Here is a 25,512-nt window from a genome sequence, read left to right on the forward strand (position 1 = left end):
TTCTCGATGGCTTTTCGATCGTCCGTGGTGGGCCGATAGCCTCGCTGGCTGGCCAGCAGCACGGTCCAGTCGACTAGGAACTTGAGATGGCGGAGATGACCCAGCAGGACATAGGGATTGCAGGTTGCCCGCTCCTCTTCGGCCACGGTGTTGGCATCGGCCGCAAATTGCAGATAGCGCCCACCCTGCAGGACAGTCGGAATGCGCATCGACAAATTCATGTCGAAGCCGATCAGCCGCGCGTTCGGATATTTCCGGAACAGTGTCGCGCACAGCAACATGAAGATGGTCTTGCCGAAGCCCGAGCGGCCACAGATGAGCATGTGGCCAAGGTCCATCAGGTAGGCGGTAAACCAGAAAGGCGTACCGTATTCGGTGGTAAACGCCGCCAGCGCCGGAATCCGTGTGCGCATCTGCTTGGACAGATGCGCATTGAACATTGAGCCGCGCGAGACGCCGCGCAGCGGCAGCAAGCGGGAAACGGCTTCGGTGTCGAGAAACGCCCAGCGCGCGCACTCGCGCCACATACCCGGAATGGTGGTCGCAAACGCCGACATGGCGTGCAGAGTCTCGCGCACCGGTATGAACTGGGCTGCGCGCAGAACGTCTTCCACGGCGTTGTGTGTCGCCACGGCTTTCTTGTAGGCCTGCTCGCCGGCAAGACCCTTCGAGGCCGGCGTTTCCTCGAACACGGGCGAGTACGCAATGACGGTGAAGTTGTAGAAGCCGTAGATCTCCTCAAGCATTTCGACCTTGCCGGCGCGTGTGTTCGCCTCTTCGGCGGCCTTCAGGCGCGTTTTGTTCTGGCGCCCTGGCTTGGCGTCCATATCAGTCCCGCGCAGGGTCGCCGCGAGCAGCTGGCGCACATCGAAGCGCTGGCCTTCGTGGTACTTGCGGATACTGTCGATGAAACGCTTTGCTGCGCTGGGTGACGACACACGGAAGCAATGGCTGATGGTGAGCTCACCCTTGATCTTCAGGAGGTCGTCCAGAGTCTTTGGCGACGCATTGCTTGGCCAGTAGTCCCGCTTCCCCGGAATCCCCGTTGCAATGCCGTATCGCTGGCGCCCGTTCGAGTAGAAGTGCAGGTAGTCGTGGCCCGGCGTAATTTCCGTGTCGCACATCGCCTGGTCGAGTGCCGGCGTTTCCGGGATGTCCAGTTCAGTGATGTGATCGCTTGGCGGGGAGCAGACCGCGTGCATAAATCCGCCGAGGCGCTTGCCGGCCAGACGCCGCATTTTGATGTGCGGGTTGTCTGCAGCGAAGCCGTGCAGGATAGATTCAAAGGTTTCAACAGCAGCCTCCAGTTCGGACTGCGTGTAGGCGAACTGGTACTGGTCGGAAAACGTGGCACGCACGGCCTCCCAGAGCGCGCTCGGGATCGACAGGTCGTCATGCGTAACGCCATGCATGACGCGCGAGGCGAATGCGTCGAGCCCGACCTGGGGAAGAAGCGAGAACGTGACGAAATGCCGGTTGACGTAGTTGCCTTCGGCCAAGAAATTCGCGTGCCGATCGTCGTCGACCATCTGCGCAACCTTGTCCGGCATGGGCAGGGTGACATAGCGCGAATCCAAGCGCCGATGGACCGTCCACCAGAGCGAGATAGGATAGCGCGACAGGTTGCCCAGGCTGGCGGCGACGTGCTCGTAAAGTTCACGCATCACCGTCATGGAAATGCTGTTGGAATCAGGTGCCGTGAATTCAAAGGACACCATCAAGGCTGAATCCTTGTTGGCGATCATGAAATCGCTGTACTTGAATAGCCACGGCACGAGCTCAGCGGTCGATCGCCTCCGGCCTGCTAGGCGTTCCTCGATCTGTGTAAGCGATTCTCGGTCGAACGGCGAGAGCGTAGGGTTGTTCAGCACAGTTCACCTCGCGCGAAGCCCTTGGGGCGAGCATTACGTGTCTGGCGAAGCATCGGCCGCGGCTCGTAGAAGTCGCCCTGTTTGCTGTAGCGCAAATAGCAGTTGAATTGGTCAGGATCGCGTTTCGTCGCGAGCCACAGGATCAGATGCGTCGGCGGAAGCGCCAGCAGGACCCACGGATTGCGCAGGCCTACGGCGGTGAATATGAGGATGGCGAGCTCGCCGGCGCAGAGCTTCCTGTCAATGCCCCCCATCAGGAACTTTTCGAGCATGGTCTTGCGGATGGGCACGGACAGGGAGTCGGCGGGCGTATCCGCCGCCGGCGTGCCGGCTTCGATCGCGGTAGTCATGATCGTCAGGCGGTGCAGGCCACGCCCTTGTTAAAGAGCTGCGACCACAGCACCGGCATGTTGATCAGCGCCATGGTGCCGACGAACCCGCGCAGGATGTTCTGCTTGATCTTGCTGTGGCCGTCATCGAGCAGCCACAAGATGAACGCCCCGGCAAATGCAGCGAGGGACACGATCATGATCAGTTCGTTGTCAAGCACCTGCTGGTAGATGTTGCACAGGCCCCCGTTCCAGATGCCAGCACGCGCGAGGCCGGGGATGGCTTCGATCCAGAGCGCCAACAGCACGCTGCGGATCAAGCTGCGGTGACGATCCACCTGCGCGTGAATCGCTTGCTTCGTGTCCGCAAGGCGCGAGTGCGTGGTGAGATAGCCCTGCGTGACGAGGTTGGTGATGCGGTGCAGTTGGGACAGAACGTTCATTACAGACTCCTGGTTGATTAGGCGAAACGGGAAAACAAAAGGCGTGTCTTGTAGCGGCCGTCCTCAACGCCCAGCACTTCGCGGAGCTCAACAGGCCCGCGCGTGCCATCACCTTGTCGATCGGCATGCAAGAAGAAGCGGAAGGTCGAGGCGATCTTTTTGCGCAGATCCTCGGTGGCGATCAGGCGGCCTTCCTCGCTCATGCGGATGTACGACTCCAACTTGTAGGGCGCTTCATCCGCGCTCGTGGCGTGCAGTGTGCAAATCGAGCCGTCATGCCCGGTGTTCAGTGCTTCCACCAGGTCGAAGGCCTCGGCGCCCCGGACCTCGCCCACAAAGATGCGGTCGGGCCGAATGCGCAGTGCGAACTTAATGAGATTGCGAATCGTGATGTTCTGGTTCGCTTCGAACGACACGAAGTTGGGCAAAGCGATCTTCAGTTCGGCGGTGTCCTCGATGGTGACAATGCGATCGGATTCCGGAATCGCTTCGAGCAACGCATTGAGCAGGGTGGTCTTGCCGGATGAGGTGCCGCCGGAGAACACAATGTTGTAGCGCTGGCGCATGATCCATTGCAGGCAGCGCATCAACGCCTCGCCGCCTTCAGCGGCGTGGTCGAGAACAGTCCGATCCTGCCGGCCGATGAAGCGGTTCTGCGAGGCGGGCAACACGGCGAAAGCACCGTTGCGCACGTAATCATCCAAGGCGATGCGCCGCACGGAGTGCTTGCGGATCGACATCATGTCGCCGTGGATTGACACGGGGAATCGGGCGGCTGCGATGCGCAGGCCTGGCAGGCGCGCATCGAGCAGCGGCGCCTGATCCTTGTCGTTGATATTGGTCAGAACCGTGATGGCGGTATCGAGCGCGGCAGGCGCGATCGCCAGCCCTTCGATGCGCTCCATCACACCGCGCCGCTCGCGGTACACGACATCGTGGCGGTTGATCATGATTTCGTTGGTTTCCGGGTCTGCCATCATTTCCTGCAGATCACGCAGGTAGTCATGGAGGACCTCGAACGCGAAACCACGTGTCTGCTGGTCATTCATTGGGTGGCTCCCAGGAGACGATGGTGATGTCCGATGACGTGTTCGTCTGCCGGCGGCGCGCAGCAGCACGCGGCGCCTCCACAGGCCGTACTGAGGCTACTGGGTTGGCAATTGCGCGGCTCGGCGTAGAGCTGGCCGTCGCCAACGCCTGATAGACCTTTTGCGCGTAGGCGAGACGCTTTGCCGGGCTCTTGGCGTTGTAGGCCCCGACGGCATCCCACGTGAGGCCGAGCTGCTGGATATTGCGAGACAGAATCCAACTTCCTACGTAGGCGTTGACACAAGCATCAAACAGATGCGCTCGGGTGATGCCATAGCGCGCCAGGCTGGGTAGCCAGCTTGAGTTGATCTGCATGAGACCGATGTCGGTACTGCCATCGCTGTTGGCGCCAACGGCGTCCGCGTGCATCCGCGACTCCACCTGGGCGATGGCGCGCACCAAGCGCGCATCGACCTGGTGGAACCTGGCGGCTTCGTCAATACAGTCGGCAAAGGCCAGCGCCGGCAATAGCGCCATGACGAGCAGGAATGCAGAGCCCTTCATGACGCATCCCGATCGAAAAGGTCACGGGTCCGCTCACAGCGATGCGCGGGAATGGCTTCGCCGACGCGGACAAATGCCGTGCAGCAGGGCTGCCCGTCCTGGGCGTACTGCCATTCCTTGGGGTACTGCGCGTCCTCGATGGTGTATGCAAAGGTGGCCCCGACGATGAGGCAGGCGCTCGCATCAAATTCGAGAGGTTCCATCCCGGCGTGCGTAGCTCGCACGCAGTTGCGGCACCAGGCGTCGATGAAAAGCTCTCCTTCGACGCCGTTGTGCGGCCGGTATTTCTCTCCGGCGCGGGCCGCACAGAACTGGGCGAGACTGTCAGGAAAGATGGCGCGCGAGTTCATCGACGGGCTCCGGGGATGAATCACAGCGGAATCTCGTCGTCGCTCTCGAAATCGTTAGCGCCTGCCGTGCCACGATCGCCGGGCGCCTTGCCAAGCATCTGCATTTGGTCGGCGACGATTTCGGTGCTGTATTGCTTCTGGCCGTCCTTCTCCCACTGGCGAGTCTTGAGGCGGCCTTCGATGTAGACCTGCGAGCCCTTCTTCAGGTATTCGCCGGCGATCTCGGCCAGTCGACCGAAGAAGGCGATGCGGTGCCACTCGGTGGTTTCCTTCATCTCGCCGCTGGCCTTGTCCTTGTAGCGGTCGGTGGTCGCCACGCGGATGTTGGTAACGGCATCACCGCTGGGCATGTAGCGCGTTTCGGGATCGGCGCCGAGATTGCCGACGATGATGACTTTGTTGACGGATGCCATGCTGTAGGTCCTCCTGGTGCTAGTGCGGGTTGGGAATCAATCGCCTTTGGGCTGGTGCGCGCGTACATACGCCAGGCACGGTTCGTTGCGAACAGGCTGGTCGAAGAACACGCGCGTCGCCAAGGTGCTCAGCGTATGAAATGCCGCGGCATTGACGATCTGCAGGCGCTGCAGCGTTGCTTCGATTTCGTCGAAGCCCTCAGCTGCGGCATCTGCGAGCGCCTGCCGTTCAAGAACAGTCAGGTGCATGCCAACTTCTCCCGGAAAATCACGGACAGTCAGAAACGGCAAATCCGCTGGGTAAGCTGGCTCGCAGGCAGAGAGGGCAGACAGAAAATCGCCCGAGACACGACACCGCGCGAGGCTGGAATGGCAACGCCACTGCTCGTGAGCGCGCGCACGTTGGCGTGAGGCTGTGACAGCCGCAGCGCGCAACGTTGCACGCGCATACGGAGATGATGGAAGGCGGCGCGAATATTCGCGCCCGCTTTGGCTGAAAAGGCGAGTGCCATGGTTCATTCCTCTGTTGGGAAACTGGGGCTTTTGCGGTAACGCGCGCTTCGGTGGTGCAAACACCTTGGCGAGCGATTCGTTCAGATGACTATGGGCCGTTTTTCATGGGCGTGATCTGTTGAGCAGAAGGGTTCTTTTCAGGAAGACGTTTGCGCTTTAACCCACGACATTGCCGGTCGTGAACGTAAAGTTACGCGAGAACGCCGTGCCGTTGACGGTGCCGGTCAGAGTGACCGAATACTGCGTATTCGGCAGCAGCGGCGACGTCGGGTAGGCGACGGCCTGATATGCACCAAGAGCTTTGTTCGGGTCAGTTGTCGAATTCAGGATCTGAAGTGCAACGCTGCCTGACGGGCCAGTCATGGATGCGTTCTGCAGGATGATCGTGTCGGACGTGTTGCCCATCACGACAACCGGCGTGCCCCAGCCCGAGTTCGAGACGTTCGGCGGAGTGGGGCTCTCGCTTGTCGATTTATACGGCACACCGGTAACCCCTTGGCAGGGGAACGTAAGCGGCGTGTTGCTAAAAATCGAAGACTGGCTGACCAGCACGCTGATGCTTTCCCACGCATTCGTCCAAGCCAGACCACTGCTGGTAGATTGCGTTTCGTATTCCCCAATCCCCATCGTATTGGAAGGGTAAGCAACGATTGCGGCGTGGTACACCCCCGCCAGCAGGGAATTGACAAACATCTGCCCTGCTTGAGCAGCCGTAAAGCCGTTAGTTGTGATCGAAGCACCTCCGCTCACACCTGTGCTAAACGTGGAAGTCGGCAATCCTGCGGCCACCGCTCGATCTTGATAAGACGCACCGGTAAATCCTGCGCTTCCCGATGTTTCGCTATCCGATATGGCGCTGTTGAGGCCCATGTACTTTGCATGGCTCTGTGCTGCCTGATCCAGTACGGTGTTCTCCTGCAGCGCGGGAATGCCGCACTGGGCACGGTATTGATTGAGCAGATTGAAGGCCGTGATTTGCGCGCTGCCGCTCGTGTATTGAGGCGTTGATAGCGTGCCAGTTACGGTTTGCGACGGCGATCCTCCTGACGAACTTGAAGATCCGCTTGTCGACGAGGAAGTGCTACTGTCTCCACCGCCACCACCGCACGCTGCGAGTGCGGCAACGAGGGAGAGCGCGGCAAGCGACTTGGTGATGCAGATTGTTTGGCTGGTGTTTCGCATTCTTCTTCTCCAGTTGAGCTTTGGCGAGAGGCGACCTCTCTGGGTGTTCATGATATCATCGTAGCATGCTATCTTGCTATCAGCGAAATATATTCGCTCTCAAATTTGATCAGGACAATCATGACTGAAGACAAAAAAGGGGTATTGGTTCGCCTACCGCAGAAACTCCACCAGGACTTGCTGCGCGAAGCTTCACAGGAATCTGTGAAGCGTGGCGAGACTGTTTCGGTCCCACGCCTCATCTTGGAAATTCTTCAGGCGCGGGCCAAGGCGAAGAAATGAGGTAACTGGCGGGTCTGGTTAACTTAGCCCACGCCACCACCACATGCCCACGGGTTGTTGACAAAGAAGACACGCGACAAGTATTGGGTCGCGGTATTCGGGTCCGAAGGCTGGGGGATGTACATCGGCTGATAGTAACGAGCGTAGTTCTGGTTCATATATGCCGCTCCATTGCTGAACATCTGATCCCAAGTACCAGAGAAAGACTGGCTCCAATCGGGATTGCTTGCGTCATACGTCCCGTCAGCATATGTATTGAAGGCCCCAAGGGTTCCGCAGCTGTTGGTGGTGGCCGTTGCCACAACCACGTGACCTGGCGGCGGTGACGGTGGAGCAGGCGGCGGAATTACCGCGCACACCGGCTGGCTCCATGCCTCCCCGTTCCACACAGGAGCTGATGTTTGGGTGCTGCCCGCCGGGCACGTAGGCGCGGGCGGCGGATTGTTTGTCAGACATCGCAGCAAGCCGCCATGACTTGGCGACGATCCCCAATGATCGCCCGGATGACAATCCGCGACTGTGAACGGTACGGCTGGCAATTTAACCAGCTGCGCTTGAGCCTCACCGAATAACGCGGCGCAGATCGCAGCGCAGGACAACACCGTCAAGGCCACTTGCTTCTTGCACATTTCTCTTCTCCTCACACGTTCGGTCAATACTGACAGCCCGTTGTCAGCGTACCCACGAGCTGGCCACCAAGATTTCCGGTGTCGTTCCCGCTGTACCAGGTCGACGACGAGCGGGCCGATGCCTGCGCATACCAGACCGCGCCTTGGTCGATAGCGGTGAAAAGGTTTCCTTCAATTGGCGGATTCACATAGCCGGTATCGTTCACAAGGAATGTCCCCGGCGTATACATGGCCCAAGGCGTGCCGCCGGGACAACTATCTTTGGCGAAGGTCATACCGTCAGTAACATTTGTGAACTGGCGATTGATCGCGAATCTGCCCATCGCATTGTTGATCGCCACATATTGATTGTTTTTACAGATGTAACCGGCATTGGTTGCATCTGTGGCGATCTGACCGTTGTTGTTGCAGGGCATGCCATTGGTGACGTTAGCTACTGCGGTGCCAATCGGCTCCCAGACGCCGGTGCTGGCGCTGCAGATCACTAGGCCGGTTCCCGTCGTGCTGGTGCGAATAGCACCGGCGCTTGCGCATGCCGTGTTTGGGGCGCCAGTACCGGTCAGATGCGCCTGTGTGGCGTTCGCATTGCCGATGTTGTTGATGTCGTTGCCCGTCATGTCGAGCGCTGTCTGCATCTGGTTGAGTTCCGGGTGTCCAGGAACCTGTACCCGGTACAGATAGTTGTTGTTGACCTGTGCGCCGCCAAACGCCAACAGCGAAGCCAGGTGGCCGCTTCCAGGGTTCGTGTAACCGGTGAGCGACACACGCCAGCCGCCGAACGCGCCATAGGCATTGTTAGGTGTCATGGTTGCGTCGCCCAATTGCCCGGTGTAAGGCACGAAACCACCTTGCGCTCCAGCCTGCGCCGCGATCTGCACCAGCTGCTTGACGTCGGTGACCGCCCGGCCGCCCTGTGTGGTCACAAGGGATTGCAGCGTGTTCGCAGACGGCTGCAGCACCTGTAGTAGCCAGGTTTGACCGAAGGCATTGGTCGACGAAAATCCCGCAGGCAGATATGAGGGGGTTGAATTGATCAACGTGGCCGTGGTCACCGACACTGGCGTAGTAGCTGTAGCCTGAGCCACGAGCGTAGCGGCGTTGTCCTGCACATACTGCTGCGCAGCTTTGTTGAAGACGAGCATCTGGCTCGCCACGGCCGCAGTTTGCACGTTGGTGACACCGACCTTGGCCCATGTCGTGAAGCCGGCAAGACTCAGCATCGACAGCACCAGCGCAACGATGTATCCCAATAGGGCGTCCATGAATCAATTCCTCAGGTAGTCGTTTGCACCCAATCAATCAGTGCACCAACGGGAATCATGGTTGGCACGGCGTAGGTCACGCCGGTCACCATGTTCACAGCCGTGCCCTGCCTGCTGACCCGAAACCACGCCACATTGCCCTGGGTGTTTTGGATCAAGAATCCCGCCGCACCGGGTGCCACCGGCATATAGCCGTAGATGTCGCGTCCGCCGCCAGCGCGAGCAGCAGCCATGCATACCGCGCCAGCCGGCGTCGAGACGCCAGCTGGCAGTGCTGGTGAAATGCTTGCGCTAATCAGGCCCGGCGTCGCGCTAGCTGTAGCCACGCAAGCCGCACCGAAGACCAGCGCCTGTTGTGCCGACACGTTGGCCGCGGCTTCCATGCGGCCCGGCACGCCCGCGCCGGGTACAGCCTGCGCGAGCTGCCAGGCCTGGACTCCGACACCCAGGAAAAAGAGCACTGTGATAATGGGCAGCATCAAGAAAGCCATGGCGCTGACTCCAGCTTGTGAAACATCATGCTCACTGGAACGTCACGGAAAACGTGGCCGTGGCGCTGCAGGCCGCACCAGCAGTGACCTGATCTGGCAGGTTCGCTTGTGTAAAAACCTGACCGTTGATGTCTAGTGATACATAGTCCTTCATGCCGGTGGCTACCTTCACGCATTGCGAGGCAGTCTCGCTGCCGCCGCCACCGAAGCCGACCACGCCTTGCGAGGCGTTGTTGGTCGAAGCAAGCGTGACCGGGTTACCCCATGGATCAACGACCGTATTGCCACGCACCATGTCGGTCGGGAACATACCGCCGTTGATCATTGCCGGAACATTGGCCGTGGTGAAATTTGCATAGCCGTTATTGCTTTGTGAGAACCCTGCACGGGCATTGGTAATCATCTGCGCGACGTCGTTGACTACCACGCCCGCCTTGTGATTTTGGAAGCCGTTGTAGCCCGCGTAGGCGAGTCCGACGAGCGCCAAGAGCGTCAGAACAATGGCGATGATGTTTCCGAGAAGACGATCCATAAATAACCTCTAAAAGTGAATCACGCCCGAGCTATCAGATTTGCCCCATCGCGGACGTGAGAATCGATGAAAGCGAGTTGGCGCCAAGCTGCAGCACCACGAAAGCGAGAAACATGAACCCCGTGAAGACCGCCGACATCAACATGCCCCGCGCGAGCAGTTGCCGCTCGATGACTTCCGCGTACTGGCGCACGGCCACGGCGATCTTGTCAGTGAAGTCGTCAAAGCCGGCGTAGGCGCCGATCTCATCGATCAAGTCCGGGGATGGAAAGCCGTACCCGGTAGCCCGCATGGCTTCCGGTAGGCTCAGACCATCAATCAGCCCATTGCGGATAGGTTTCAGACGCGAGGCAAGCCACGGCGAAGCGGACGCAATCTGGTTGTCCAGCGCCACCGTGTCCGGGATGCCGGCGCGCAAGAGCGCGACGAACGACAGTAACCAGGTGAAGCCAGTGATTTCCCGATAGACCGTGAAGGGGAACAAGCGCCGGTCGCAGAACGCGCGCGCGGGTCCAATCCAGCGCGGCAGCGCCCACCATGACCAGACGGCATAGATCAGCAGCCCGCCGAAGCAAATCGGTGCCGGCCAGCCGACGGCGAGATCCCCCATCAGATACATCGCATAGGCCCAGTCGGTCCACTTGGAGAGCGGCAGCACGTCCAGGAACTGCGGCACGATCGAGGCACCAATCAACAACAGCACCGCGTACAAGCTAACCAGGTAGACGGAGGGCGCGAAGAAACTCGCCTGCAGTTTCTGACGTAGGCGCGTGGTGAGATCACGCACTTCCATCACCAGGCGCATGGAATCCGGCAACTGGCCGGCTTGGTCGCCGGCGTCGAGCACGCTGCGCTCCAAGTCCGAAAGGTCGTCGCCCAAAGCTAGAACGAAGGGATCGCCGTCCACCACCCGTCGCGCAACCTCATCGGCGGCCTCTGCGGCACGCTTACGCCCACGGCGCGCTAAGCGCGTGCTGAACTCCCCAAGCACCTGCGAAAGCGTCATCCCGTTATCTAGTTGCGACGAAGCCTGTTGATACAGGCGCCGGCGCAGCGTCCACGACAGGCCGCTCATGATGTCACCTCCGACGTTTCGTCCGGCGGCAGATCGATTTCATCCCGCATCGGAATGGCATCGACTCGGCGCTGGGCATCTCGAGGGTCCAGCCGGCCCGCGAGCACAAGATCGATCGCGTGGGCAATCATCGGCTTATCGGAGCCGGCACGCCGGCGGTGGTTACGACGCGCTACCAACACGCCGTGCTCGATGCAATCCTGCATCAGCGCTTCGCTGGTCACCACCACCTCGGCCACTGCTTGCTCACCAGCGATGCCCTTGCCGTCGCAGTGCGGGCAACCCGTGCCGCGCACGCGCACGCCGGACAAGTCCCCCCAGGTATGCAAGGCTCGCAGCATGTAGGCTGGCAACTGTTCGCTGGCCTGATCGAGAGGCACACTGCAGTGCGGGCACAGCATCTGCACGATGCGCTGCGCGATCAGGCCGATAATCAGGTTGTGGTTGCAGATGATTTCCAGTGACAGCCGCACATGGTCCATGCCCATCAACCGCGTGAACGTTTCGAATGGGTCGGTCACGTGCAGCGTGGTGGGCACCTGGTGCCCGGTTGCGGCGGCCTGCAGGGTGGCCTCGCCCGCGTCCGCGTCGCGGATCTCGCCGAGCAGGACAACATCAGGGTCCATGCGCAGCGTCTTGGTCAGCATCTGCGGAAAGCTTTTGCTGTCGGTGACGAGCTGGATCGCCCAGTTCATCGGGTATTCGGTGGGGTCCTCGATGGTGATCAGGCGGTCATGTGGGAGCAGGCGCGCCCGTTCCCGCGTGTATTCATAGAGCGTGGTAGTTTTACCCGAGCCCGTAGGGCCGGTCACGATGACAGCACCCATCGGGCGATGCATCAGCCGTGAGACGAGTTCCACCTGCAGCGGCGTGTAACCCATCTCTCCCAAACGGAAAGCGCCCGGTGGCGCTTTGGGCGTGCACAAATCCAAGCGCTTCGCAACTTCTGGGGAGCCCTCGGATTGCGCCGCAAGATCACGATATTGCAAACGTGCAACCAAGAAGCCGCCACCGGACTCCACCGGAAATGATGGCCCTCGAATAATCCGTACAGAGGTGAGCCCCGTGCCGGGCAGCGCTTCACCTGTGATCTGTGCATTCTGGAAGTTCAGCGCCTTGTAGCTGTCCTCCTTGATGGTGGCCAAGCCCGAATACATAGAGCGCGTCAGGCGCTCACCTTCCTCGCGGCGCATCGACATCGAGGCGACTGTCCACAGATCGCCCTTGATGCGGATCTGGACCTCGGTGTGGTCCTCGCGCACCAGGATGTGAATGTCAGAGGCGCCGACTGCGGCAGCATCGGCGATCAGTTGACGCGCCTTGGCCAGGGTCTGTAGATCGGTATCGTCCAGCCGCCCGGCATTGGCCAACTCCCGGCGCAGCGCCGCCAGGTCCTGGGCGGAGGCTTTCCTGACCTGGGGCGTGGCACCCAGGCGCCGTAGCACGGCTTCCCATGCTAGAAAGCGCGGGGTGCCATAGTGACGTGCATCCACGTGCACGACAAAACCCTGCGCGGCCAGCACACGTTGCACCTGTTCGGACGATAGGCCAAACGTCGGAGCCAGGTATTCGACATACCCACCCTGCCCTGCTGCCCGCTGGCGCAGTGCCTGGGCCTGGCCTGTAGAGAGCAGATTCAGATCAACTGCGATCTGTTCAAAACGCGGGCCAAACACTCGCGGATAGACGACGTGGGGTGCCAGCGCTTCGGGCGGTTCGGGCACCAGATTGGCCTTGTCCGTGGCTGTCACGGCACCGCCACGGCCAGCCGCGCCGGGATCGAGCCGCGCCGGTTTGCGAACAAAACGGTTCAGGAAGGCAAACATCAAATTCCTCCGTGTACAGGCGCCGCGCCTCGCGCGGTGTAAAGCGTGCCGTTGGCGGTCCATTGTTGAGCTCGCGCGTCGTAGCCCAGGTCGACTACGCGCAGGCCCGGCACTACATCGAAAGCCGCGGCCAAATCCAACCAGGGCGGTGCGGCCAGCGTAAAATTCGCCGTCACCTGAATCCAAGGATCGGGGGGTGGCGCATCCTTGTCGGCCTGCGCTGGCGGAGGCGGTGGATCGGTCAAGCGCAAAGTCAAGCCATGTTCCTGCGCGAGCATCCAGATGTTCTTGCGTGCGGCAGTAAGGGGGAGCACGTCGATATTCGCCGGCGGCCCAAAAGGCGAGGAGGCCTCGCGAGAATGATTGGCCGACTGCCCGTCAGCCGAGAGTGCGCCAGGCGCATCCGCTGCAAGGCCGCCTTCTCGGTTCCACGATGTCTCGATGGAAATTCGGCCAGCTTCGGGGGCGTTACCAGGACGGGGCTTGCAATGCCAACTGGCGAGCGTCCAGCCACGCATGGCCAACTCCTGCTCGTGCCAGGCCGCCCGGCAGGCCTCGAAGAACATCGCCGGCGTGGGCTCGCGAAGCCAAGGTTGGATGCGTTGCTGGGCAGCAGCAGCTTTGCGCGCGGCCGCTGCCTTCTGGCGGGCCTGGGCCGCCAAGCGTTCGGCCTCTTGCTGTTGGTCATACAAGTACCAGCCGCCAAAGACAGTTCCCACCACAAGCGCAATTGCTGTTACGGCAAGCGCGGCAGTCCGCCAGGAGCCAGACTGCACGTCGTGTAGAGCCGGCACGCTCGTGGCCTGGCGTGCAAGGTTGGCCAAGTCGTCTAGATTGCCCTCGATCTCGGTCCAGCCTGGTAGCGATTGGTGATAAGCGCGAATAGCAGCCAGTTCGCTGATCGTGCCAACCTGATCGCCGCCGGCGATGACGGCTTGCCCCTGGCGTACCGCGATGTACCAGTAATGCTCGCCGCCCAGGTGATACAGGCCTGCCCAGGGTTGCGGATGCGCAGTGGCGACAATGGCCGCTAGAGGTCTGGCCCGTGACGGTTTGACGCCTGCAATCGGTTCACACAGCGCACTTTGAAAGGTGCCGTGCGCATTCTTGAACGCTACGCCCCATCGCACGTTGGGCCCGAGCTGACGTGCCAGCTTGCGCAAGCTTTGTGCCTTTGGCAGGTTTTCCTCGTGCTGCCACGACAAACCAATTGCAAAAGCACCCTTCGCACCGGAAAAGGTAAGTGCGTGCGCCATGGTTAGGGCCTCAGAATACGCACACGCTTGCCGTTGACGATCTTGATGCCCGCGTCGTCAATGCCAGCGACCTTCCAGCCGCCGTCAAGCGTGTCGCCAGCGCGTACAGGGATGGCTTGGCCGTTTACCTCCACCATCGCGGTGTACTTGCCGTCGTAGGCGTGCAGCGAAATCGCGCGCGGCCCTGCAGCAAGCGCGGATGCGGCCGGTGCTGCTGCGGGGACGGCCCCCTGTGCTGCTGCCATGGTTGCTGCCGGCAGCGGCGCGGCCAATCCCACGGCCGGCTCCGATTTACGGACCTCGGCCTGGTACTTGGCGATTTCGGCACGTGCTTTCCACAGCGGAATCTGCTTCTGCAGGTTGGCCAATTCATCGGACTCGGAGCTGCGTGCACCTTGAGCGAGCTGCGCGCCCGCGGCGGCGGCCGGGCTGACAGCTGACGACGTGCCTTGCTGTGCGCCGGCACTGGCCAGAGAAGCTTGCGGTGCTGAAGCGTTCTGCGCGCGCGCGGAAATCGCAATAGCGGCCAGCAGCGCACTCGCCAAGACATTCATGAGGGTTCTGTTCATGTCGGAATTTCCCTTGGTTAGAGCAGGCGCGCAGTGATGACGACAGCGATCATCGTGTCCTTCTTCTGCGCATCGACGCCACCGCCCAGCAGCGGCATGTACGGCGAGCCGATACCGTTGTTGGTTGTGCTTGTGGATTGCTCGCGCATGCCAGTGAGTACCAGCGTTTCGCCAGGCCTGAGCCCCACCGACTGCTCGAAGCGCGCCAGAGGCATCGTTCGCAGTTGGACGGTCGACTGGCTCGCACTGCTGCCCGAAGTAAAGGTTTGCAGCGGTTGAAGCTCCGAGATGGTCATATCGAAGACCATCATGATTCGGCCATTGATGACCTTGGGCCGGAAATTGCCAGTGAAGCCGGAGATGTTGGTAGAGGTTTGAATAGCCGTCGTAGAGCCAACGTTGCTGGCTAGCGTTGTTTGCGTGCCTTGCACGAAGTCCTGCAGCGTCGCGTCCTGCAGCGCAAGCACCTTGCCGTTTTGTGTGACGCCACCGCGTTGCAGAACCCGCGAGACATTACCCAAGGTGGACAGCGCTTGGAGCGCGGCCTTGGTGCCGTCCAACTTGCCGCCGACGATGGTGGCGCCAAAGGTCATTGGCGATGCCGTGCTCGTTACGCTTGGAACGCCAGCTCCAGTGAATGTCGCGCCGGTATGGCCGTTGCCGGACTTGTAAGCAAGCGACAGATTCAAACCGTAGTTGTCTTCTTGCGACAACCGGACTTCATAGATCTTCACGTCAATGCCGATCTGTTTGCCGAACATGGCGTCCAGACCCTTGACCCATTCTTCAAGGCGATCACATTGCGGCGGCGTGGCTGTGACCGTTACCGAACCGAGATGCTTGTCGGCCACCACTGTTGCATCTGCACCGGCGATTGTCTTGGCGATCTTCTCCAGATTCAGCCACGGATCGGATACCACAGCGAGCGTCGCTGTCTGGCCGCCGTTGCCGGAACCGCTCGATGAACCGGTGCCCGTCGATGCCGTGCTCGTGCCGGACGATCCCGAGCCAGCCGCCCCAGTTGAGTTAGCCGAAATCGAGCCGTTCATTGAGGCGACTTCGCCCAGGTCTGGCAACGGAAAGGTGCGCGTTTCAGTCTTGAAAAATGCAACGGTGCCGTCGCGGTAGCGATCCCAAACGCCCCAGTGTGCGTCAATCGTTTCAAGGAAACCGCGCAGGTTGCCGGTATAGCTCAACACCAGTGGCGCGACCGACGCGCTCGCCGTCGTGCCAGCAGAGATTGCGGCGCCGGTCGGTGAGAGTGGCGCCGCACCAGTGCCGTAGCTCGATGGCAGGGGGCCGTTCAAATCCGACATGCGTTGGGGCGGGTTCCCGGAGCCGGACCGGGCCATCTGGAGCGGGATAGTGGCGGCCGAAGCTTCGACGGTGGCACGTACGCCAACGTTCTGGGCGATCCAATCCGCCGCTTCAGTGAGACTAGCGAGCGACCCCTTGAACACCACCTGCTTGCTGAAAATCTCCGGCTGCGGTTTGCTTGCGCGAATCTTCTCGCCCATCAGCCAAGATCCATCGTGAATCCGGACTACCGGGCGGCTACGAGGTGCCCCGTCAAGCTTGGCCTGTGCGTCCGAAACGATTGCCGCTTGGTTCTCACGTACCTGCGTAATGCCGCAACCCTGCAGAGCAGTTACGGCGATCAGTGCTATCACCAGGGGCTTGATTTGAGGATTCCAGTTTTTCATTCGCCTACTCCTGCTTGGTGTACCACCATCACCTGGTTGCCTTTCCAAATGTCCGCTTGCACGTCAGCACCGTTGGCAGCAAGCTGCTCGATCGTCTGTTGCGCGGCGCGCGCAAAGTCGTTACCAAGAGGCTGATCGTTGGGAACGATCCAGCCGTCCGGCACATTCCATTCCACTGTCCAGCCCGCGCGTGCCGCCCACGCCTCCAGTTGCGCCTGCATGGATTTGCCCTTGACCAGTACGAAGGCATCAGCCGCCGGTGCGGGTGGCGCAACAGGCGCCGCGGATGAGCGGGAGATTTCGGATGGACGCTTACCGTTCGGCATTTCAGTCGCGACTCCCGATCGCACTTGAGCTGATTTACTCGGTGAGGCCGGCGTCGATCCGAGCAGTTGCCAGCCTTCTTCAGGAGACGGCTCCATAGCGCCCTTGGCATCGGCGATTCGCTGCCAAGTGCCATCTGGCATTTCTTGCCAGTCCGTAGCTGCTTTGGCCTGGGCCGGCGCTGTTCGCGCCTGGGCGTCAACGGTCACGCCAAGGCCAGTCAGCAAGTAGAAGATGAGCATTGCTCGGTGGAATGGATGGAATGTGCGCATGGTTTTGAACTCGTTAGATCAGAGAGAAATCAAGGCAATGCTGCGCGCTGCAGCGATTGCCACCGCGTGTAGATCTGATTGGCATATCTGAGCTGCTTGGCGGGTGTCGTCGCGTTGTAGGCGCCAACCGCGCGCCATGTCGCGCCAAACCGGTCGATGTTGGCGCGCAAGATCCAAGCGCCCACATACGCATTGATGCAAGCGTCGAGCAGCTGCTGCCGCGTGATGCCATAGCGGGCCAACCGTGGCAGATGCGCGGAATTGATTTGCATAAGGCCCAGGTCCTGCGAGCCATCACGATTTCGATTGATGGCCAGAGGATTCATGTGCGATTCATGCAGCGCGATGCTGCGCAGGAGCGCGCCATCGACGCGGTGGTACGCCGCTGCGTCGTCCAGGCAATCTGCGTGGGCAGCTGGAGACGACAGCGACAGAACCAGTAGCAGAATCGGGCCGAGGCGTTTCATGGGCGCACCGTGCTAGGCCGCTCATAGAAGCGCACCCGCGCAATGCGATCGACATGCACGACCTCGCCATCAGCGATAACAGAGAGCTGCCTTGCGATGCCATTGAGCCTGTAGTACCGGCCTTTGAGCGTGCCGCTGATCGAATGCCCATCGCCAAGCACCGAAACGCCGCCTTTGGGCTCGTCGAAGGCGAGATAGGTAGCATCGCCCTCATCGAATACCTGTTCGAGCCCAGTCAAGTTGCTGGCAGGAAATTGGTATTCAGTGCTCTGCACACGAGCGACATCGACAGCTTGACTGAAACCGTTCAGCGTGAAGCGAGCTACTGGCGGAAGGCTCAGGATGTTGCCGCGCCAAGTAGCTGGAAGCAGGCGACCTTGCACATCTGTGAGGCGTAGATCCGCTGGCGGTGCACCCTCGAAGCGGATTTCGGTGGCGCCGCCTTTGTTGTCCCGAATGGCGATGGCACCGAAGACTGCAGCCAGCATGGACCCCGTTCCTTTTCTGGAGGCCGCCGGCTGCTCGCCTACCTCGGAATTCGGAGTGGATCGGGTTGGGGCGCGATCAGGCGCTGAGAAGGAAATTGCCGTCGCCGCCAAAATGGTCGGCGCACGTTCTGGTGTCTTGGCCTTGCTCAGTTCACACAAGTTGGCTGAGCCAGGCCCCGCAGACACATAGGAGATGATGGCGCCTGGTTGCCCGTCACTATCAAGCGGGCAAAGGACGTTGGTGCGGGCGGCAGCGGGCGTCGGATGAAACAACGCCGTAGTAGAGAAGCATGCTATAAAGCACGCGCGCAACACTGCGCCCGCATTTGCTAGAATGCGGGAAGCCATGAGATCGTTCCTCTGTTGGGAAACTGGGGTAGGCTTTTGGCTAGGCCCGCCTTGGTGGTGCAAACACCTTGGCGGGCCGCTTTTTGCGCGGCTTGCTACGGACTTCTATTCACCGGCAACCTCCTAATGAGTGTAGAAGGCCACGATGCCGATCTGGTGAGTCGTGACATTCTTCATTTCTTCCTCTCCCGATCTTCGTCTCGACTCGACTGCGACTCGGGGTCAGTCTTCAAAACACTCCCCACCTTGCGGGGCGGGTGATCAGCCAGAACCAATTCATCCCATGCCACCTTTCGCGGGTAGCGGGCGCGGAAGAACTTGAGCCACGCTCTTGGGATGTAGTTGCCTGTCTGCCATTGGTAGATGCGGCCCTCTGTCAAGCCGGTTAACTTCACCAGCTTCGGGACCCCCCCAAGGGCGGCAATCAGTTCGCGTGCGTTCATGCGCCCCGATCTTAGAACACTAAGGAAAGAAACTCAATAAGCAAAGGATGTAATCGCTTAGTTTTCTAAGATGCTTAGCGAACGAATCGAAACCATCCTCAGAGAGACCGGGACCAAGATCGGAGTCCTCGGGGATGTGGCTGGCGTCTCTAGCGGGACAGCGAGCATGTGGTTAACTGGTCAGATCAAATCTATAAAGCTTCAGTACGCAATCAAAATTCAACGAAAGTACGGCTACAACGCCACATGGATCGTTCTTGGCGAGGGGCCCAAGACATTGGTCCCGCAGTCGAACGACCTTTCGCCCACCATCCAAGCGCTAGCGCTTCGTGTTGGTGCGCTCAGCTCGCAGCGTCGAGCTCGCATCGAAAGCATCATCTCAGCGTGGCTCGTTGATGCTGAGCAGCTGGACAAGCTCGAAGCAATCGAACAAGGCTCGAACCCTGCACTAGCTGCAAAGAGCGCCCATCGTTTGCCTAAGTAGGTGCACTTCTCTGCCTGGTCGGTAAGTTCCGCCAGATTCTTTACTCCCCCACGCGCGCGCCGGGTGGCATCGCGCGTTCTCAAAACATTACCATAATTTCCTATGGTCGCGAAGCCGCATTTCTTATGGTGGGTTGCACGCTAGCTTCGTGAGATGCCTCTCTATGAACGAATGCAACTCATACGCAGCGAAACCGCTGTTTCGGTCGCTGCCATTGCCAGTGCTGCCGGCGTTTCTAAAGCGCTGGTCGAGCATTGGCTGAGTGGTCACGTCCAAAAGATTCGACTGGAACATGCCATTGGCATCCAGGATAGATACGGGTACAACGCCATCTGGATAGTGCTTGGCCGTGGTCCTAAGGAGCTCTCCACGTCGTCCATTTCGGACCTGAGCGAAGAGGTCCAGAACTTCGCCCGCCGTGCCGCAAAGCTAAGCCCAGCAAGCTTTTCCAAGATCAAAGCGGATCTCGCGGACTACGAAAAAGTGGATGCGTACGATGCGGCAGCTACCGCCGCCAGCAAGGACTTGGTAAACGCCGCCTAGTCCGGGTGAAGTAATCCCATACTGCCTAAACCGGGAAGTCTACAACAATTAGTTCCTGCCACCCCGACCCCCCATTAGGAGGGTTTTCTTTCGCGTCGCCCTTAATCCTCAAAAAGAGTCAACGGATATTTTCCGTTGCCGAAGAACAACAAATGGATTGATATTAGAAAATATCAACTCTGAATTTCGAGAAACTTAATTCTTCGCATATTGGATACCCGATGATTTGCGCAAAACAATATAGCGCGCTTAATCGGAGCGCTACCGTTTAATCTAGCCTACCTGACATCGACTCCAGCCTGCTGGCCTACGTCGCTGTGGGGACGTGCCGGCTGCTGCCGCCCCTCGCCCACCTGCTGGCGGGCGCCCGAGAAACGCGAACTCAATTGAGTTGAGTAAATACACCAAAGAAAGGAGATGCCAATTGGAACAGCAAAAAGAGCCCAGCCTGGCCCCCGTGCTTATTGTGATTGGGGTACTACTCGTTGCAGCGGTGCTCGCCGCCCTTTACTACCGCAGCATAGAAGCGCAGAAGGCTCGTGACCGGCAAATCGCTGCCAGCCTTGCCAGACAGAAGCAGGCTGAGGAGATCAACCGCCAGGAACAGGCCGTCATCAAGAAAGCCCCTCCGCTCAAGCTGCTGCGCGACTGACGAAACGTCAACTCAGGTGAGTTGAGCTGACAAGTGCATCAGTCAATCAGGCGCAGTTGCCCGCGGCGCTCCAGCTGCTCGCGGTCGTCCTGGTCGCTGCAGGGCCTTGCAAGCAGACGGGCAGCGCCGCAGAACGTGCAGATCCAGGTTTCGCCTGCCTGGTTGGCATCGAATGGGGTGAGCTGAACGGTCTCACGGACGTGATCGCGCAGAACACCGCAGGCAGCACAGCCGATCCAGCGGGTGCCGCGGACGGCTCTCATAGGCTCAGCAACAGCCGCAGCGCGTCTTCGACGCGGCGCATGTGGTTCGTGTTCAGCGTCGTGATGGGCTTGTCGCCCATCAGGCGATCGTTCGAGATCGCGCGGATCTGGTCGATCAGCAGATCGGTCGCCTCGTCGACGGCCTGGCCCGGCAGGCGGCCCAGCGCGACACGCAGCGGGAAGCAGTCCTCGCGCTCAACGTCCGAGGTGCCCGGGATGACGATGGTGGTAGCGTGGCCAGCATCGTTTAGCAGGTTGGTCTGAATGACAAGAGCCGGGCGGTTTCGCTTGCCCGGCTCCTGCTTGTGGGTCTGCGGTTCGAAATCGACGGCCCAGACCTGGCCGCGTTTGACTTTAGGCGAGGCCATCGGCAATCGTGCCCTCGATGGCTTGGTTTTCCGCCAGGTGCTTGGCCGACAGCTTGCGCGACAGCGCGGCGATGCGCTCGGCCATCATGCGCTCGTTCTTCTCGCGCACAGCTTCGCGGATGTAGTCGGAACTCTTCAAGCCGGCCTGTTCGGCCAGCGTGCGCGTCTCGGCGACAAAAGCGTCGCCGGCGCGGAAAGACAGGGTGTGGGCTTGCATGTTTCCCTCCATGGGCATGTTCTGACCGAATTTTAGCAGAAAACGTAATACGTAGATGTAAGACAAAAGTGCATACGCTTGGCTCGCTCCCTTGCCGATAAATGCTATTATCGGCATGGCGTTTTAGCCGCAAAAGCGGGGTTTTGCAGAAAGTAGGTCGTAATTTTTGTGTCGTTTAGATCACACGTTAAGTGTGCGCCGGAGGCACTGCATGAAGATCAACGGCCGTTATGGCCCCTTCACCCCCAAGCCAGAACAGGCGCCGTACTACCGCAAGCGGCAGCGACGACAGGAAGCGGCCAGGCGTGAGCAGGTCGCCCAGCGTGCGGCGTGGCTGGACAAACACCGCAGCTGCGCCAACGGATGCGGCCAGCCAGTCGCCTTCTACGACACGATCCACTACGCGCTGCGCTACAGCGGCTGTTGCTCGCCCGAGTGCGAGGCCGAGATGGAGCAACGCGACCGCGCGAGCAGAGAAGATTCGGGCACGCCAATTGAGTAGGTGAGTTGATGAAAAACTCAAATCAAGCCATCGATGTAACCCGTGCCCAGTACGCCGCCATGCGCGCCTGGCTGCAGGGCGTGGCGGCGGTCGACGTGGCCGACCGTTGGCTGTCGTCCGATCCCGACATCGAGTGGACAGAAAGCCTGGCCCTGCGTGCGCTACGCGCGATTCGCGCCACGCTCGCGCAACTGGCGCTGCGTCATGAACAGGAAGCGCTGGCCAGCCTGTTGGCCACCGGGCCGCGCTCAACCACGGCGTTGAACCAGGTGCTCGCAGGCCTGCGGCGCCTGGAAGAATTGGGTACGCCGGCACCGGCGACCAAGCACGACGTGCGTTTGTGGTTTGCTGCACCACTGGCACGCCGGCTGCAGGCCGCCGGCGTGGCCACGCTGGGCGAACTGATGACGCTGGCCAACGATCTGGGCCGAGCCTGGTGGCGCCGTGTGCCACGCATCGGCCCGGCCGCTGCGGCGACCATTGTGCGCACCCTGGCTGCAGCTGAAGCGACACTAGGGCGCCTGGGCGCCCACGTCACTGGCGTATCGTTGCCTGCCGCGCTCCCCTCGCCCGAGCTCGTGCCGCACGCCGGCCGCGCGGTGCCGCTGGAAGCGATCCGCCTGCCGGCGGCCCTCGATGGCCGCGCCGGCATCAACCGGGGCGACACCAACCGCTGCCGCATCGACGCACTCAACGACTACCAGGCAATCCAGACCTGGTTGTCGCTGTGGCCAGCCGGTGGTCACACCTGGCGCGCGTATCGCAAGGAAGCGGAACGCTGCTTGGCCTGGGCCATCCTGGAGCGCGGCAAGGCTTTCAGCGATCTGCTGACCGATGATTGCCTGGCGTACCGGGCTTTCCTGGCACAGAAGGATTTCGGGCCACGCTGGAGCGGGCCGCAGGTCGCACGCACACTGCCGGGCTGGCGGCCGTTCCAAGGGCCGCTGTCGACGCGCAGCCGCGCCTATGCTGAGCAGGTCCTGGCGGCCCTATGCGAGTGGCTGGTTGGCCGCCGCTATCTGGACTCGAACCCATGGGACGGCATGCCAGCGCTGCGTGTGGCTGCACTCGATATCGACATCGAGCGCGCGGTGCCGCCGGCGGTCTGGCAAGCGCTGCAGCCATGGCTAGACGCGCAGGCCGCCGATGACGTGCGCTGGCGTACCATCCGCGCCGCCGTGTTGCTGTTGCACGATTCCGGTATGCGTGTATTCGAGGCCGCCGGCGCCGAACGATCGGGCCTGCGGCCCGCCGGCGGCGATGGCCCGCTGTGGGGTGAGCTACGCATCGTCGGCAAGCGAACCAAGACGCGGATGGTGCCAATCAGCCGCCGCGCACATGACGCACTGGTGGCGCACTGGCGAGATCTGGGGGACGAACACGCTGCAGAGGGCCCGCTGCTGGCACCTGCCGAGCCCTGCACCAGCCCGCGTGCGCTGGCCAAGGCCGCCGACGGCCGCCGTGGCTACAGCGACCGAGGGCTGCGCCACCTGGTTACTCGCGCCGCGGAGGCTTTCCGTGCGCACCTGGAGCAAGCCGACCCAGATCTACGCGCCCAGGCAATCCATCTGCATCCCCATGCGTTCCGGCACGCTTTCGGCACTGCGGGCGCCGAGGCCGGGGTGCCGCTCGATGTGAGGCAAAGCTACCTGGGGCACGCCTCGCCCGCGACTTCGGCGATCTACGACAAGGCCGGTGCCCGCCGGCGCCAACGCGAAGTCGCCAAGCTGTTCAGCGTCTAGCGTCGGGAGTGTCCGCGCCTGGTTAGAGCCGCTAGGGGTCCCCTTGGGGGACATGGAGAGGCGGCGAGGATCTGGGAGGCTGTCGCGCGGCCAGCGCGCCTCGCGGGGCCGAGCAGCGGGGATGACCACCAGGTTGTGCCCGTGGCCACCGGCACCAGGCAAACCACCTCTCTGCAAGCTCGCCTTTCAGCCGCGCAGGTATGCAGAAGAATCATCCAGTGCCGGCACGCCGGCAAATGAAAAAGCGAGAGGGGGAAACCCTCTCGCTTGGTGCTGCGTCGGCACAGAGCCAACTCCACGTGTTAAAACGCGAGCTCGTTATCACCAACGGGTGCATCGGACTTGGGCGGTGCGATGTCGAGCGAGATGCGCGGAGAATTGTCCGCGTTTCGCATGCGACGACCGTACACCTTCAGTCGCGGAGCAGCTTCCCATTCTTCCTTGGTGTACTCATTGCGCACATCAGGCGTCATGGGCAGAACGATCAAATAACCCGTGTAATCGGGCGACTTGGCGTTCTTCTTCTCGGTGCTGCGGAAAAGCCGACCCGAGAAGTGCTGCTGCCCCCTTGCACCCACCGCCAGGTCCAGGAACTGACTTTCACCACTCTCGGCATCCTTCAGGAAGGCTGCCAGCGGGATCTGCGTATCTTCGAGCTTGATGGAGCCCGAGAACAGCGGACCATTTTCAGTGCGGCGATCGTCGGAAACCGGGAACAGGACGGCAGTGGTCTTGGTAGCTGCATTCAACATGATGAACCTCCTTCAAAGGTAAAAGAGGCCATCCGTGGAGCGTCGTTAGACGACCCACGAATGGCAGGACGTCTAAAGACAGGTTCCAGTCTATGGAGCACTTTTGCAGGATGCAAGAAGATTTTTCGGGCGCCCTATTCCCTGTGTTTTCCTAGTGGATGACAGCCGGATAGACGAAATCTGCGTCCGGCGTGAATTCGTATGGTGTCGGGTCGCCCTCGAACAGGACGTAACCCTCCACACCCTTCTCTCGGAGCAGTTTGACCGCGCGTCGCGTGTTCGCGACGACGAACTCATCAATGACACCTGGGTCGACGGGCTTGCCGCCGCTCGATGCCCCGTCACCCCTGATTAGACAAGTCATGTCTTTTCCAGAGCCGACCTTTCGTCCGAAAATTTGGTTCTTCATCGTGACCCTTCCGCAATTACTCACACAGTGGCTCGCGTCAGCGCGTTTTGACCTGCGCTCGCACTGTTGCAATGTGTTCGGGTTGAACAGCGAATTCGGCATACTCCAGCTCCAAAAATTTCATCATCGCAACGATGCGGTGGCGACCGTCCGTCAGACTTGCTCGTCCCTGCTCCACGCCCATCCACGGTGTGTAGCACCAGCCTTCGCTTAAATCCCGCCGAACACGACTCCACCGTGCCGGATTGAGGTTCAACTGCTCGTTGTCCGGCAACGTTGCGAGGGCGGCGCGCAGATCTATGGTGACGATCTCAAAACTGTGGCACAGCGGAGGAACCCGAAATTCAAGATCACGTGTCGGGTAATCATGCTTCAAGCAAGGTGGCATGTCCGCCATCGTCTTAAACCGATACCACTCGTCGCCTGCAGCGAATCTCATGTAAAAGTACATCGACACGCCTGCAGGAACTGGCGGCAATCTTTTTACTGGCATTGTTCAGCCCTTCTTCCGGTTCTTGCACGCAGCTGGTCACTGTTGCACTGTTCGTTCGCGCAGATAGTAGAGGTATACAAGGCTGATGGGCGCCAGGAAAACGGCTAAGCACCAGCACGCCATCATGGTGGCGAGCTTCCCCAGCGACACCCAGAGAACGCCCAGCATGAACTTGGTATCCCCCATGATGAAGCCCCAAACTCGTTCATAGAGGAACCGTGCATACGGGTACAGCAGGGTGTTCACCACGGCGAGCAGGAACATCCCACCGCTGCCGGGCTGGTGATTCACCTGGGCGAACAGCATGAGCGGGAAAATCAGGGCAAAGCAAAGGTGGCGCAGGTAGTACGGAAGCGTTAGCCCACCGAGCGACTTTTCGATTACGGCATACATTTCATCCTCCATCCATCTGGTTGTCATTGGCGA

General features: G+C 60.6%; 34 protein-coding genes and 1 pseudogene. 6 read left to right on the forward strand and 29 right to left on the reverse strand.

Annotated elements, in window-relative coordinates; genetic code table 11:
- The 10 genes and pseudogenes from R2676_RS25380 to R2676_RS25425 form a co-directional block, all read right to left on the reverse strand.
- A partial coding sequence (locus R2676_RS25380; RefSeq protein WP_316887550.1) for a conjugal transfer protein TraC occupies positions 1–1,871 on the reverse strand: 1,871 nt, incomplete at its 3' end.
- Positions 1,865–2,221, reverse strand: a complete 357-nt coding sequence (locus R2676_RS25385; RefSeq protein WP_004636240.1) for a VirB3 family type IV secretion system protein — start codon at positions 2,219–2,221, stop codon at positions 1,865–1,867. The genes R2676_RS25385 and R2676_RS25380, both read right to left, overlap by 7 nt.
- Before the next feature lie 5 nt (positions 2,222–2,226).
- Complete coding sequence (locus tag R2676_RS25390) at positions 2,227–2,643, reverse strand: hypothetical protein (RefSeq protein WP_004636242.1); 417 nt, start codon at positions 2,641–2,643, stop codon at positions 2,227–2,229.
- Positions 2,644–2,660: 17 nt separating this feature from the next.
- Positions 2,661–3,692: a CpaF family protein gene (locus tag R2676_RS25395; RefSeq protein WP_004636244.1), complete on the reverse strand. Its 1,032-nt coding sequence runs from the start codon at positions 3,690–3,692 to the stop codon at positions 2,661–2,663.
- Positions 3,685–4,236: a lytic transglycosylase domain-containing protein gene (locus R2676_RS25400; RefSeq protein WP_004636245.1), complete on the reverse strand. Its 552-nt coding sequence runs from the start codon at positions 4,234–4,236 to the stop codon at positions 3,685–3,687. The genes R2676_RS25395 and R2676_RS25400 overlap by 8 nt, the downstream gene beginning before the upstream one ends.
- Positions 4,233–4,586, reverse strand: coding sequence for a hypothetical protein (locus tag R2676_RS25405; RefSeq protein WP_004636248.1), 354 nt, complete (start codon positions 4,584–4,586; stop codon positions 4,233–4,235). The genes R2676_RS25400 and R2676_RS25405 overlap by 4 nt, the downstream gene beginning before the upstream one ends.
- A 59-nt stretch (positions 4,587–4,645) precedes the next feature.
- Positions 4,646–4,999: pseudogene (gene ssb, locus R2676_RS25410) on the reverse strand (single-stranded DNA-binding protein); the annotation flags it as partial.
- Positions 5,000–5,035: 36 nt separating this feature from the next.
- Positions 5,036–5,248, reverse strand: a complete 213-nt coding sequence (locus R2676_RS25415; protein WP_004636252.1) for a hypothetical protein — start codon at positions 5,246–5,248, stop codon at positions 5,036–5,038.
- Between the two features lie 29 nt (positions 5,249–5,277).
- On the reverse strand, positions 5,278–5,511 hold the full coding sequence (locus tag R2676_RS25420; RefSeq protein WP_004636254.1) for a hypothetical protein: 234 nt from the start codon (positions 5,509–5,511) through the stop codon (positions 5,278–5,280).
- Between the two features lie 157 nt (positions 5,512–5,668).
- Complete coding sequence (locus R2676_RS25425; RefSeq protein ID WP_012436855.1) at positions 5,669–6,694, reverse strand: CAP domain-containing protein; 1,026 nt, start codon at positions 6,692–6,694, stop codon at positions 5,669–5,671.
- 120 nt (positions 6,695–6,814) lie between these two features.
- On the opposite strand from R2676_RS25425, the gene R2676_RS25430 reads away from it, so the two are divergent.
- The gene (locus R2676_RS25430; protein WP_004636259.1) at positions 6,815–6,976 is read left to right on the forward strand and encodes a hypothetical protein; all 162 of its coding nucleotides are present in this window, start codon (positions 6,815–6,817) and stop codon (positions 6,974–6,976) included.
- Between the two features lie 652 nt (positions 6,977–7,628).
- Here R2676_RS25430 and pilV read toward each other — a convergent pair.
- The 12 genes from pilV to R2676_RS25490 form a co-directional block, all read right to left on the reverse strand.
- Positions 7,629–8,867: a shufflon system plasmid conjugative transfer pilus tip adhesin PilV gene (pilV, locus tag R2676_RS25435; protein ID WP_004636262.1), complete on the reverse strand. Its 1,239-nt coding sequence runs from the start codon at positions 8,865–8,867 to the stop codon at positions 7,629–7,631.
- A gap of 11 nt (positions 8,868–8,878) precedes the next feature.
- A complete protein-coding gene (locus R2676_RS25440) occupies positions 8,879–9,358 on the reverse strand; it encodes a hypothetical protein (RefSeq protein ID WP_004636265.1) in 480 nt (159 codons plus the stop codon).
- 31 nt (positions 9,359–9,389) lie between these two features.
- Positions 9,390–9,890, reverse strand: coding sequence for a type 4 pilus major pilin (locus R2676_RS25445; RefSeq protein ID WP_004636266.1), 501 nt, complete (start codon positions 9,888–9,890; stop codon positions 9,390–9,392).
- 34 nt (positions 9,891–9,924) lie between these two features.
- Complete coding sequence (locus tag R2676_RS25450; protein ID WP_004636268.1) at positions 9,925–10,965, reverse strand: type II secretion system F family protein; 1,041 nt, start codon at positions 10,963–10,965, stop codon at positions 9,925–9,927.
- Positions 10,962–12,791: a GspE/PulE family protein gene (locus R2676_RS25455; RefSeq protein ID WP_004636270.1), complete on the reverse strand. Its 1,830-nt coding sequence runs from the start codon at positions 12,789–12,791 to the stop codon at positions 10,962–10,964. The genes R2676_RS25450 and R2676_RS25455 overlap by 4 nt, the downstream gene beginning before the upstream one ends.
- Positions 12,791–14,047, reverse strand: coding sequence for a type 4b pilus protein PilO2 (pilO2, locus tag R2676_RS25460; protein WP_004636272.1), 1,257 nt, complete (start codon positions 14,045–14,047; stop codon positions 12,791–12,793). Before pilO2 ends, R2676_RS25455 begins: the two co-directional genes overlap by 1 nt.
- Before the next feature lie 2 nt (positions 14,048–14,049).
- Positions 14,050–14,616 (reverse strand): type IV pilus biogenesis protein PilP, encoded by a 567-nt coding sequence (gene pilP, locus R2676_RS25465; protein ID WP_004636274.1) that lies wholly within the window; start codon positions 14,614–14,616, stop codon positions 14,050–14,052.
- Positions 14,617–14,633: 17 nt separating this feature from the next.
- On the reverse strand, positions 14,634–16,319 hold the full coding sequence (locus R2676_RS25470) for a hypothetical protein (protein WP_004636275.1): 1,686 nt from the start codon (positions 16,317–16,319) through the stop codon (positions 14,634–14,636).
- Positions 16,316–16,915, reverse strand: a complete 600-nt coding sequence (locus R2676_RS25475) for a toxin co-regulated pilus biosynthesis Q family protein (RefSeq protein ID WP_004636277.1) — start codon at positions 16,913–16,915, stop codon at positions 16,316–16,318. Before R2676_RS25475 ends, R2676_RS25470 begins: the two co-directional genes overlap by 4 nt.
- 29 nt (positions 16,916–16,944) lie before the next feature.
- Positions 16,945–17,382, reverse strand: a complete 438-nt coding sequence (locus R2676_RS25480) for a lytic transglycosylase domain-containing protein (protein ID WP_004636280.1) — start codon at positions 17,380–17,382, stop codon at positions 16,945–16,947.
- Entirely contained in the window at positions 17,379–18,218 is an 840-nt protein-coding gene (locus R2676_RS25485; protein WP_037012878.1) for a hypothetical protein, read from the reverse strand. Before R2676_RS25485 ends, R2676_RS25480 begins: the two co-directional genes overlap by 4 nt.
- 173 nt (positions 18,219–18,391) lie before the next feature.
- A complete protein-coding gene (locus R2676_RS25490) occupies positions 18,392–18,661 on the reverse strand; it encodes a helix-turn-helix domain-containing protein (RefSeq protein ID WP_004636872.1) in 270 nt (89 codons plus the stop codon).
- Between the two features lie 166 nt (positions 18,662–18,827).
- Between R2676_RS25490 and R2676_RS25495 the strand changes: the two genes are divergently transcribed.
- The 3 genes from R2676_RS25495 (at position 18,828) to R2676_RS25505 (ending at position 20,340) form a co-directional block, all read left to right on the forward strand.
- On the forward strand, positions 18,828–19,145 hold the full coding sequence (locus tag R2676_RS25495; RefSeq protein WP_231973595.1) for a hypothetical protein: 318 nt from the start codon (positions 18,828–18,830) through the stop codon (positions 19,143–19,145).
- 153 nt (positions 19,146–19,298) lie between these two features.
- Positions 19,299–19,688, forward strand: a complete 390-nt coding sequence (locus tag R2676_RS25500; RefSeq protein ID WP_004636877.1) for a hypothetical protein — start codon at positions 19,299–19,301, stop codon at positions 19,686–19,688.
- Between the two features lie 424 nt (positions 19,689–20,112).
- A complete protein-coding gene (locus R2676_RS25505; protein WP_004636880.1) occupies positions 20,113–20,340 on the forward strand; it encodes a hypothetical protein in 228 nt (75 codons plus the stop codon).
- A 38-nt stretch (positions 20,341–20,378) separates the two neighbouring features.
- On the opposite strand, the gene R2676_RS25510 is transcribed toward R2676_RS25505, so the two are convergent.
- The 3 genes from R2676_RS25510 to R2676_RS25520 are packed head-to-tail and all read right to left on the reverse strand — an operon-like array spanning position 20,379 to position 21,188.
- Entirely contained in the window at positions 20,379–20,603 is a 225-nt protein-coding gene (locus R2676_RS25510; protein ID WP_004636881.1) for a hypothetical protein, read from the reverse strand.
- Positions 20,600–20,971 (reverse strand): type II toxin-antitoxin system PemK/MazF family toxin, encoded by a 372-nt coding sequence (locus R2676_RS25515; RefSeq protein WP_004636884.1) that lies wholly within the window; start codon positions 20,969–20,971, stop codon positions 20,600–20,602. The genes R2676_RS25510 and R2676_RS25515 overlap by 4 nt, the downstream gene beginning before the upstream one ends.
- The gene (locus tag R2676_RS25520; RefSeq protein WP_012436847.1) at positions 20,958–21,188 is read right to left on the reverse strand and encodes a hypothetical protein; all 231 of its coding nucleotides are present in this window, start codon (positions 21,186–21,188) and stop codon (positions 20,958–20,960) included. Before R2676_RS25520 ends, R2676_RS25515 begins: the two co-directional genes overlap by 14 nt.
- A gap of 211 nt (positions 21,189–21,399) precedes the next feature.
- On the opposite strand from R2676_RS25520, the gene R2676_RS25525 reads away from it, so the two are divergent.
- Complete coding sequence (locus tag R2676_RS25525) at positions 21,400–21,690, forward strand: hypothetical protein (protein WP_004636888.1); 291 nt, start codon at positions 21,400–21,402, stop codon at positions 21,688–21,690.
- An 8-nt stretch (positions 21,691–21,698) separates the two neighbouring features.
- Entirely contained in the window at positions 21,699–23,432 is a 1,734-nt protein-coding gene (locus R2676_RS25530) for a phage integrase family protein (protein WP_004636889.1), read from the forward strand.
- A gap of 302 nt (positions 23,433–23,734) precedes the next feature.
- On the opposite strand, the gene R2676_RS25535 is transcribed toward R2676_RS25530, so the two are convergent.
- From R2676_RS25535 to R2676_RS25550, 4 genes are all read right to left on the reverse strand, one after another.
- The gene (locus R2676_RS25535; protein WP_004636892.1) at positions 23,735–24,184 is read right to left on the reverse strand and encodes a hypothetical protein; all 450 of its coding nucleotides are present in this window, start codon (positions 24,182–24,184) and stop codon (positions 23,735–23,737) included.
- Positions 24,185–24,335: 151 nt separating this feature from the next.
- Entirely contained in the window at positions 24,336–24,548 is a 213-nt protein-coding gene (locus R2676_RS25540) for a hypothetical protein (RefSeq protein WP_021197832.1), read from the reverse strand.
- 82 nt (positions 24,549–24,630) lie between these two features.
- Complete coding sequence (locus R2676_RS25545) at positions 24,631–25,044, reverse strand: hypothetical protein (protein ID WP_004636896.1); 414 nt, start codon at positions 25,042–25,044, stop codon at positions 24,631–24,633.
- 78 nt (positions 25,045–25,122) lie between these two features.
- Positions 25,123–25,479: a hypothetical protein gene (locus R2676_RS25550; RefSeq protein ID WP_004636899.1), complete on the reverse strand. Its 357-nt coding sequence runs from the start codon at positions 25,477–25,479 to the stop codon at positions 25,123–25,125.
- Positions 25,480–25,512 lie beyond the last annotated feature (33 nt).

This window comes from Ralstonia flatus (genome assembly GCF_958439105.1).
Taxonomy (GTDB): domain Bacteria; phylum Pseudomonadota; class Gammaproteobacteria; order Burkholderiales; family Burkholderiaceae; genus Ralstonia; species Ralstonia flatus.

Coding starts and splice junctions, on each gene's coding strand:
- R2676_RS25440 (WP_004636265.1), bottom strand. CDS start 9,358: ATGGCTTTCTTGATGCTGCCCATTATCACAGTGCTCTTTTTCCTGGGT.
- R2676_RS25455 (WP_004636270.1), bottom strand. CDS start 12,791: ATGTTTGCCTTCCTGAACCGTTTTGTTCGCAAACCGGCGCGGCTCGAT.
- R2676_RS25530 (WP_004636889.1), top strand. CDS start 21,699: ATGAAAAACTCAAATCAAGCCATCGATGTAACCCGTGCCCAGTACGCC.
- R2676_RS25490 (WP_004636872.1), bottom strand. CDS start 18,661: ATGAACGCACGCGAACTGATTGCCGCCCTTGGGGGGGTCCCGAAGCTG.
- R2676_RS25550 (WP_004636899.1), bottom strand. CDS start 25,479: ATGTATGCCGTAATCGAAAAGTCGCTCGGTGGGCTAACGCTTCCGTAC.
- R2676_RS25400 (WP_004636245.1), bottom strand. CDS start 4,236: ATGAAGGGCTCTGCATTCCTGCTCGTCATGGCGCTATTGCCGGCGCTG.
- pilO2 (WP_004636272.1), bottom strand. CDS start 14,047: ATGGCGCACGCACTTACCTTTTCCGGTGCGAAGGGTGCTTTTGCAATT.
- R2676_RS25390 (WP_004636242.1), bottom strand. CDS start 2,643: ATGAACGTTCTGTCCCAACTGCACCGCATCACCAACCTCGTCACGCAG.
- R2676_RS25450 (WP_004636268.1), bottom strand. CDS start 10,965: ATGAGCGGCCTGTCGTGGACGCTGCGCCGGCGCCTGTATCAACAGGCT.
- R2676_RS25420 (WP_004636254.1), bottom strand. CDS start 5,511: ATGGCACTCGCCTTTTCAGCCAAAGCGGGCGCGAATATTCGCGCCGCC.
- R2676_RS25540 (WP_021197832.1), bottom strand. CDS start 24,548: ATGACTTGTCTAATCAGGGGTGACGGGGCATCGAGCGGCGGCAAGCCC.
- R2676_RS25525 (WP_004636888.1), top strand. CDS start 21,400: ATGAAGATCAACGGCCGTTATGGCCCCTTCACCCCCAAGCCAGAACAG.
- R2676_RS25500 (WP_004636877.1), top strand. CDS start 19,299: ATGCCTCTCTATGAACGAATGCAACTCATACGCAGCGAAACCGCTGTT.
- R2676_RS25425 (WP_012436855.1), bottom strand. CDS start 6,694: ATGCGAAACACCAGCCAAACAATCTGCATCACCAAGTCGCTTGCCGCG.
- R2676_RS25515 (WP_004636884.1), bottom strand. CDS start 20,971: ATGGCCTCGCCTAAAGTCAAACGCGGCCAGGTCTGGGCCGTCGATTTC.
- R2676_RS25480 (WP_004636280.1), bottom strand. CDS start 17,382: ATGAAACGCCTCGGCCCGATTCTGCTACTGGTTCTGTCGCTGTCGTCT.
- R2676_RS25385 (WP_004636240.1), bottom strand. CDS start 2,221: ATGACTACCGCGATCGAAGCCGGCACGCCGGCGGCGGATACGCCCGCC.
- R2676_RS25495 (WP_231973595.1), top strand. CDS start 18,828: ATGTGGTTAACTGGTCAGATCAAATCTATAAAGCTTCAGTACGCAATC.
- R2676_RS25485 (WP_037012878.1), bottom strand. CDS start 18,218: ATGGCTTCCCGCATTCTAGCAAATGCGGGCGCAGTGTTGCGCGCGTGC.
- R2676_RS25445 (WP_004636266.1), bottom strand. CDS start 9,890: ATGGATCGTCTTCTCGGAAACATCATCGCCATTGTTCTGACGCTCTTG.
- R2676_RS25395 (WP_004636244.1), bottom strand. CDS start 3,692: ATGAATGACCAGCAGACACGTGGTTTCGCGTTCGAGGTCCTCCATGAC.
- R2676_RS25405 (WP_004636248.1), bottom strand. CDS start 4,586: ATGAACTCGCGCGCCATCTTTCCTGACAGTCTCGCCCAGTTCTGTGCG.
- R2676_RS25415 (WP_004636252.1), bottom strand. CDS start 5,248: ATGCACCTGACTGTTCTTGAACGGCAGGCGCTCGCAGATGCCGCAGCT.
- R2676_RS25535 (WP_004636892.1), bottom strand. CDS start 24,184: ATGTTGAATGCAGCTACCAAGACCACTGCCGTCCTGTTCCCGGTTTCC.
- R2676_RS25475 (WP_004636277.1), bottom strand. CDS start 16,915: ATGCGCACATTCCATCCATTCCACCGAGCAATGCTCATCTTCTACTTG.
- R2676_RS25510 (WP_004636881.1), bottom strand. CDS start 20,603: ATGAGAGCCGTCCGCGGCACCCGCTGGATCGGCTGTGCTGCCTGCGGT.
- pilV (WP_004636262.1), bottom strand. CDS start 8,867: ATGGACGCCCTATTGGGATACATCGTTGCGCTGGTGCTGTCGATGCTG.
- R2676_RS25430 (WP_004636259.1), top strand. CDS start 6,815: ATGACTGAAGACAAAAAAGGGGTATTGGTTCGCCTACCGCAGAAACTC.
- pilP (WP_004636274.1), bottom strand. CDS start 14,616: ATGAACAGAACCCTCATGAATGTCTTGGCGAGTGCGCTGCTGGCCGCT.
- R2676_RS25520 (WP_012436847.1), bottom strand. CDS start 21,188: ATGCAAGCCCACACCCTGTCTTTCCGCGCCGGCGACGCTTTTGTCGCC.
- R2676_RS25470 (WP_004636275.1), bottom strand. CDS start 16,319: ATGAAAAACTGGAATCCTCAAATCAAGCCCCTGGTGATAGCACTGATC.
- R2676_RS25545 (WP_004636896.1), bottom strand. CDS start 25,044: ATGTACTTTTACATGAGATTCGCTGCAGGCGACGAGTGGTATCGGTTT.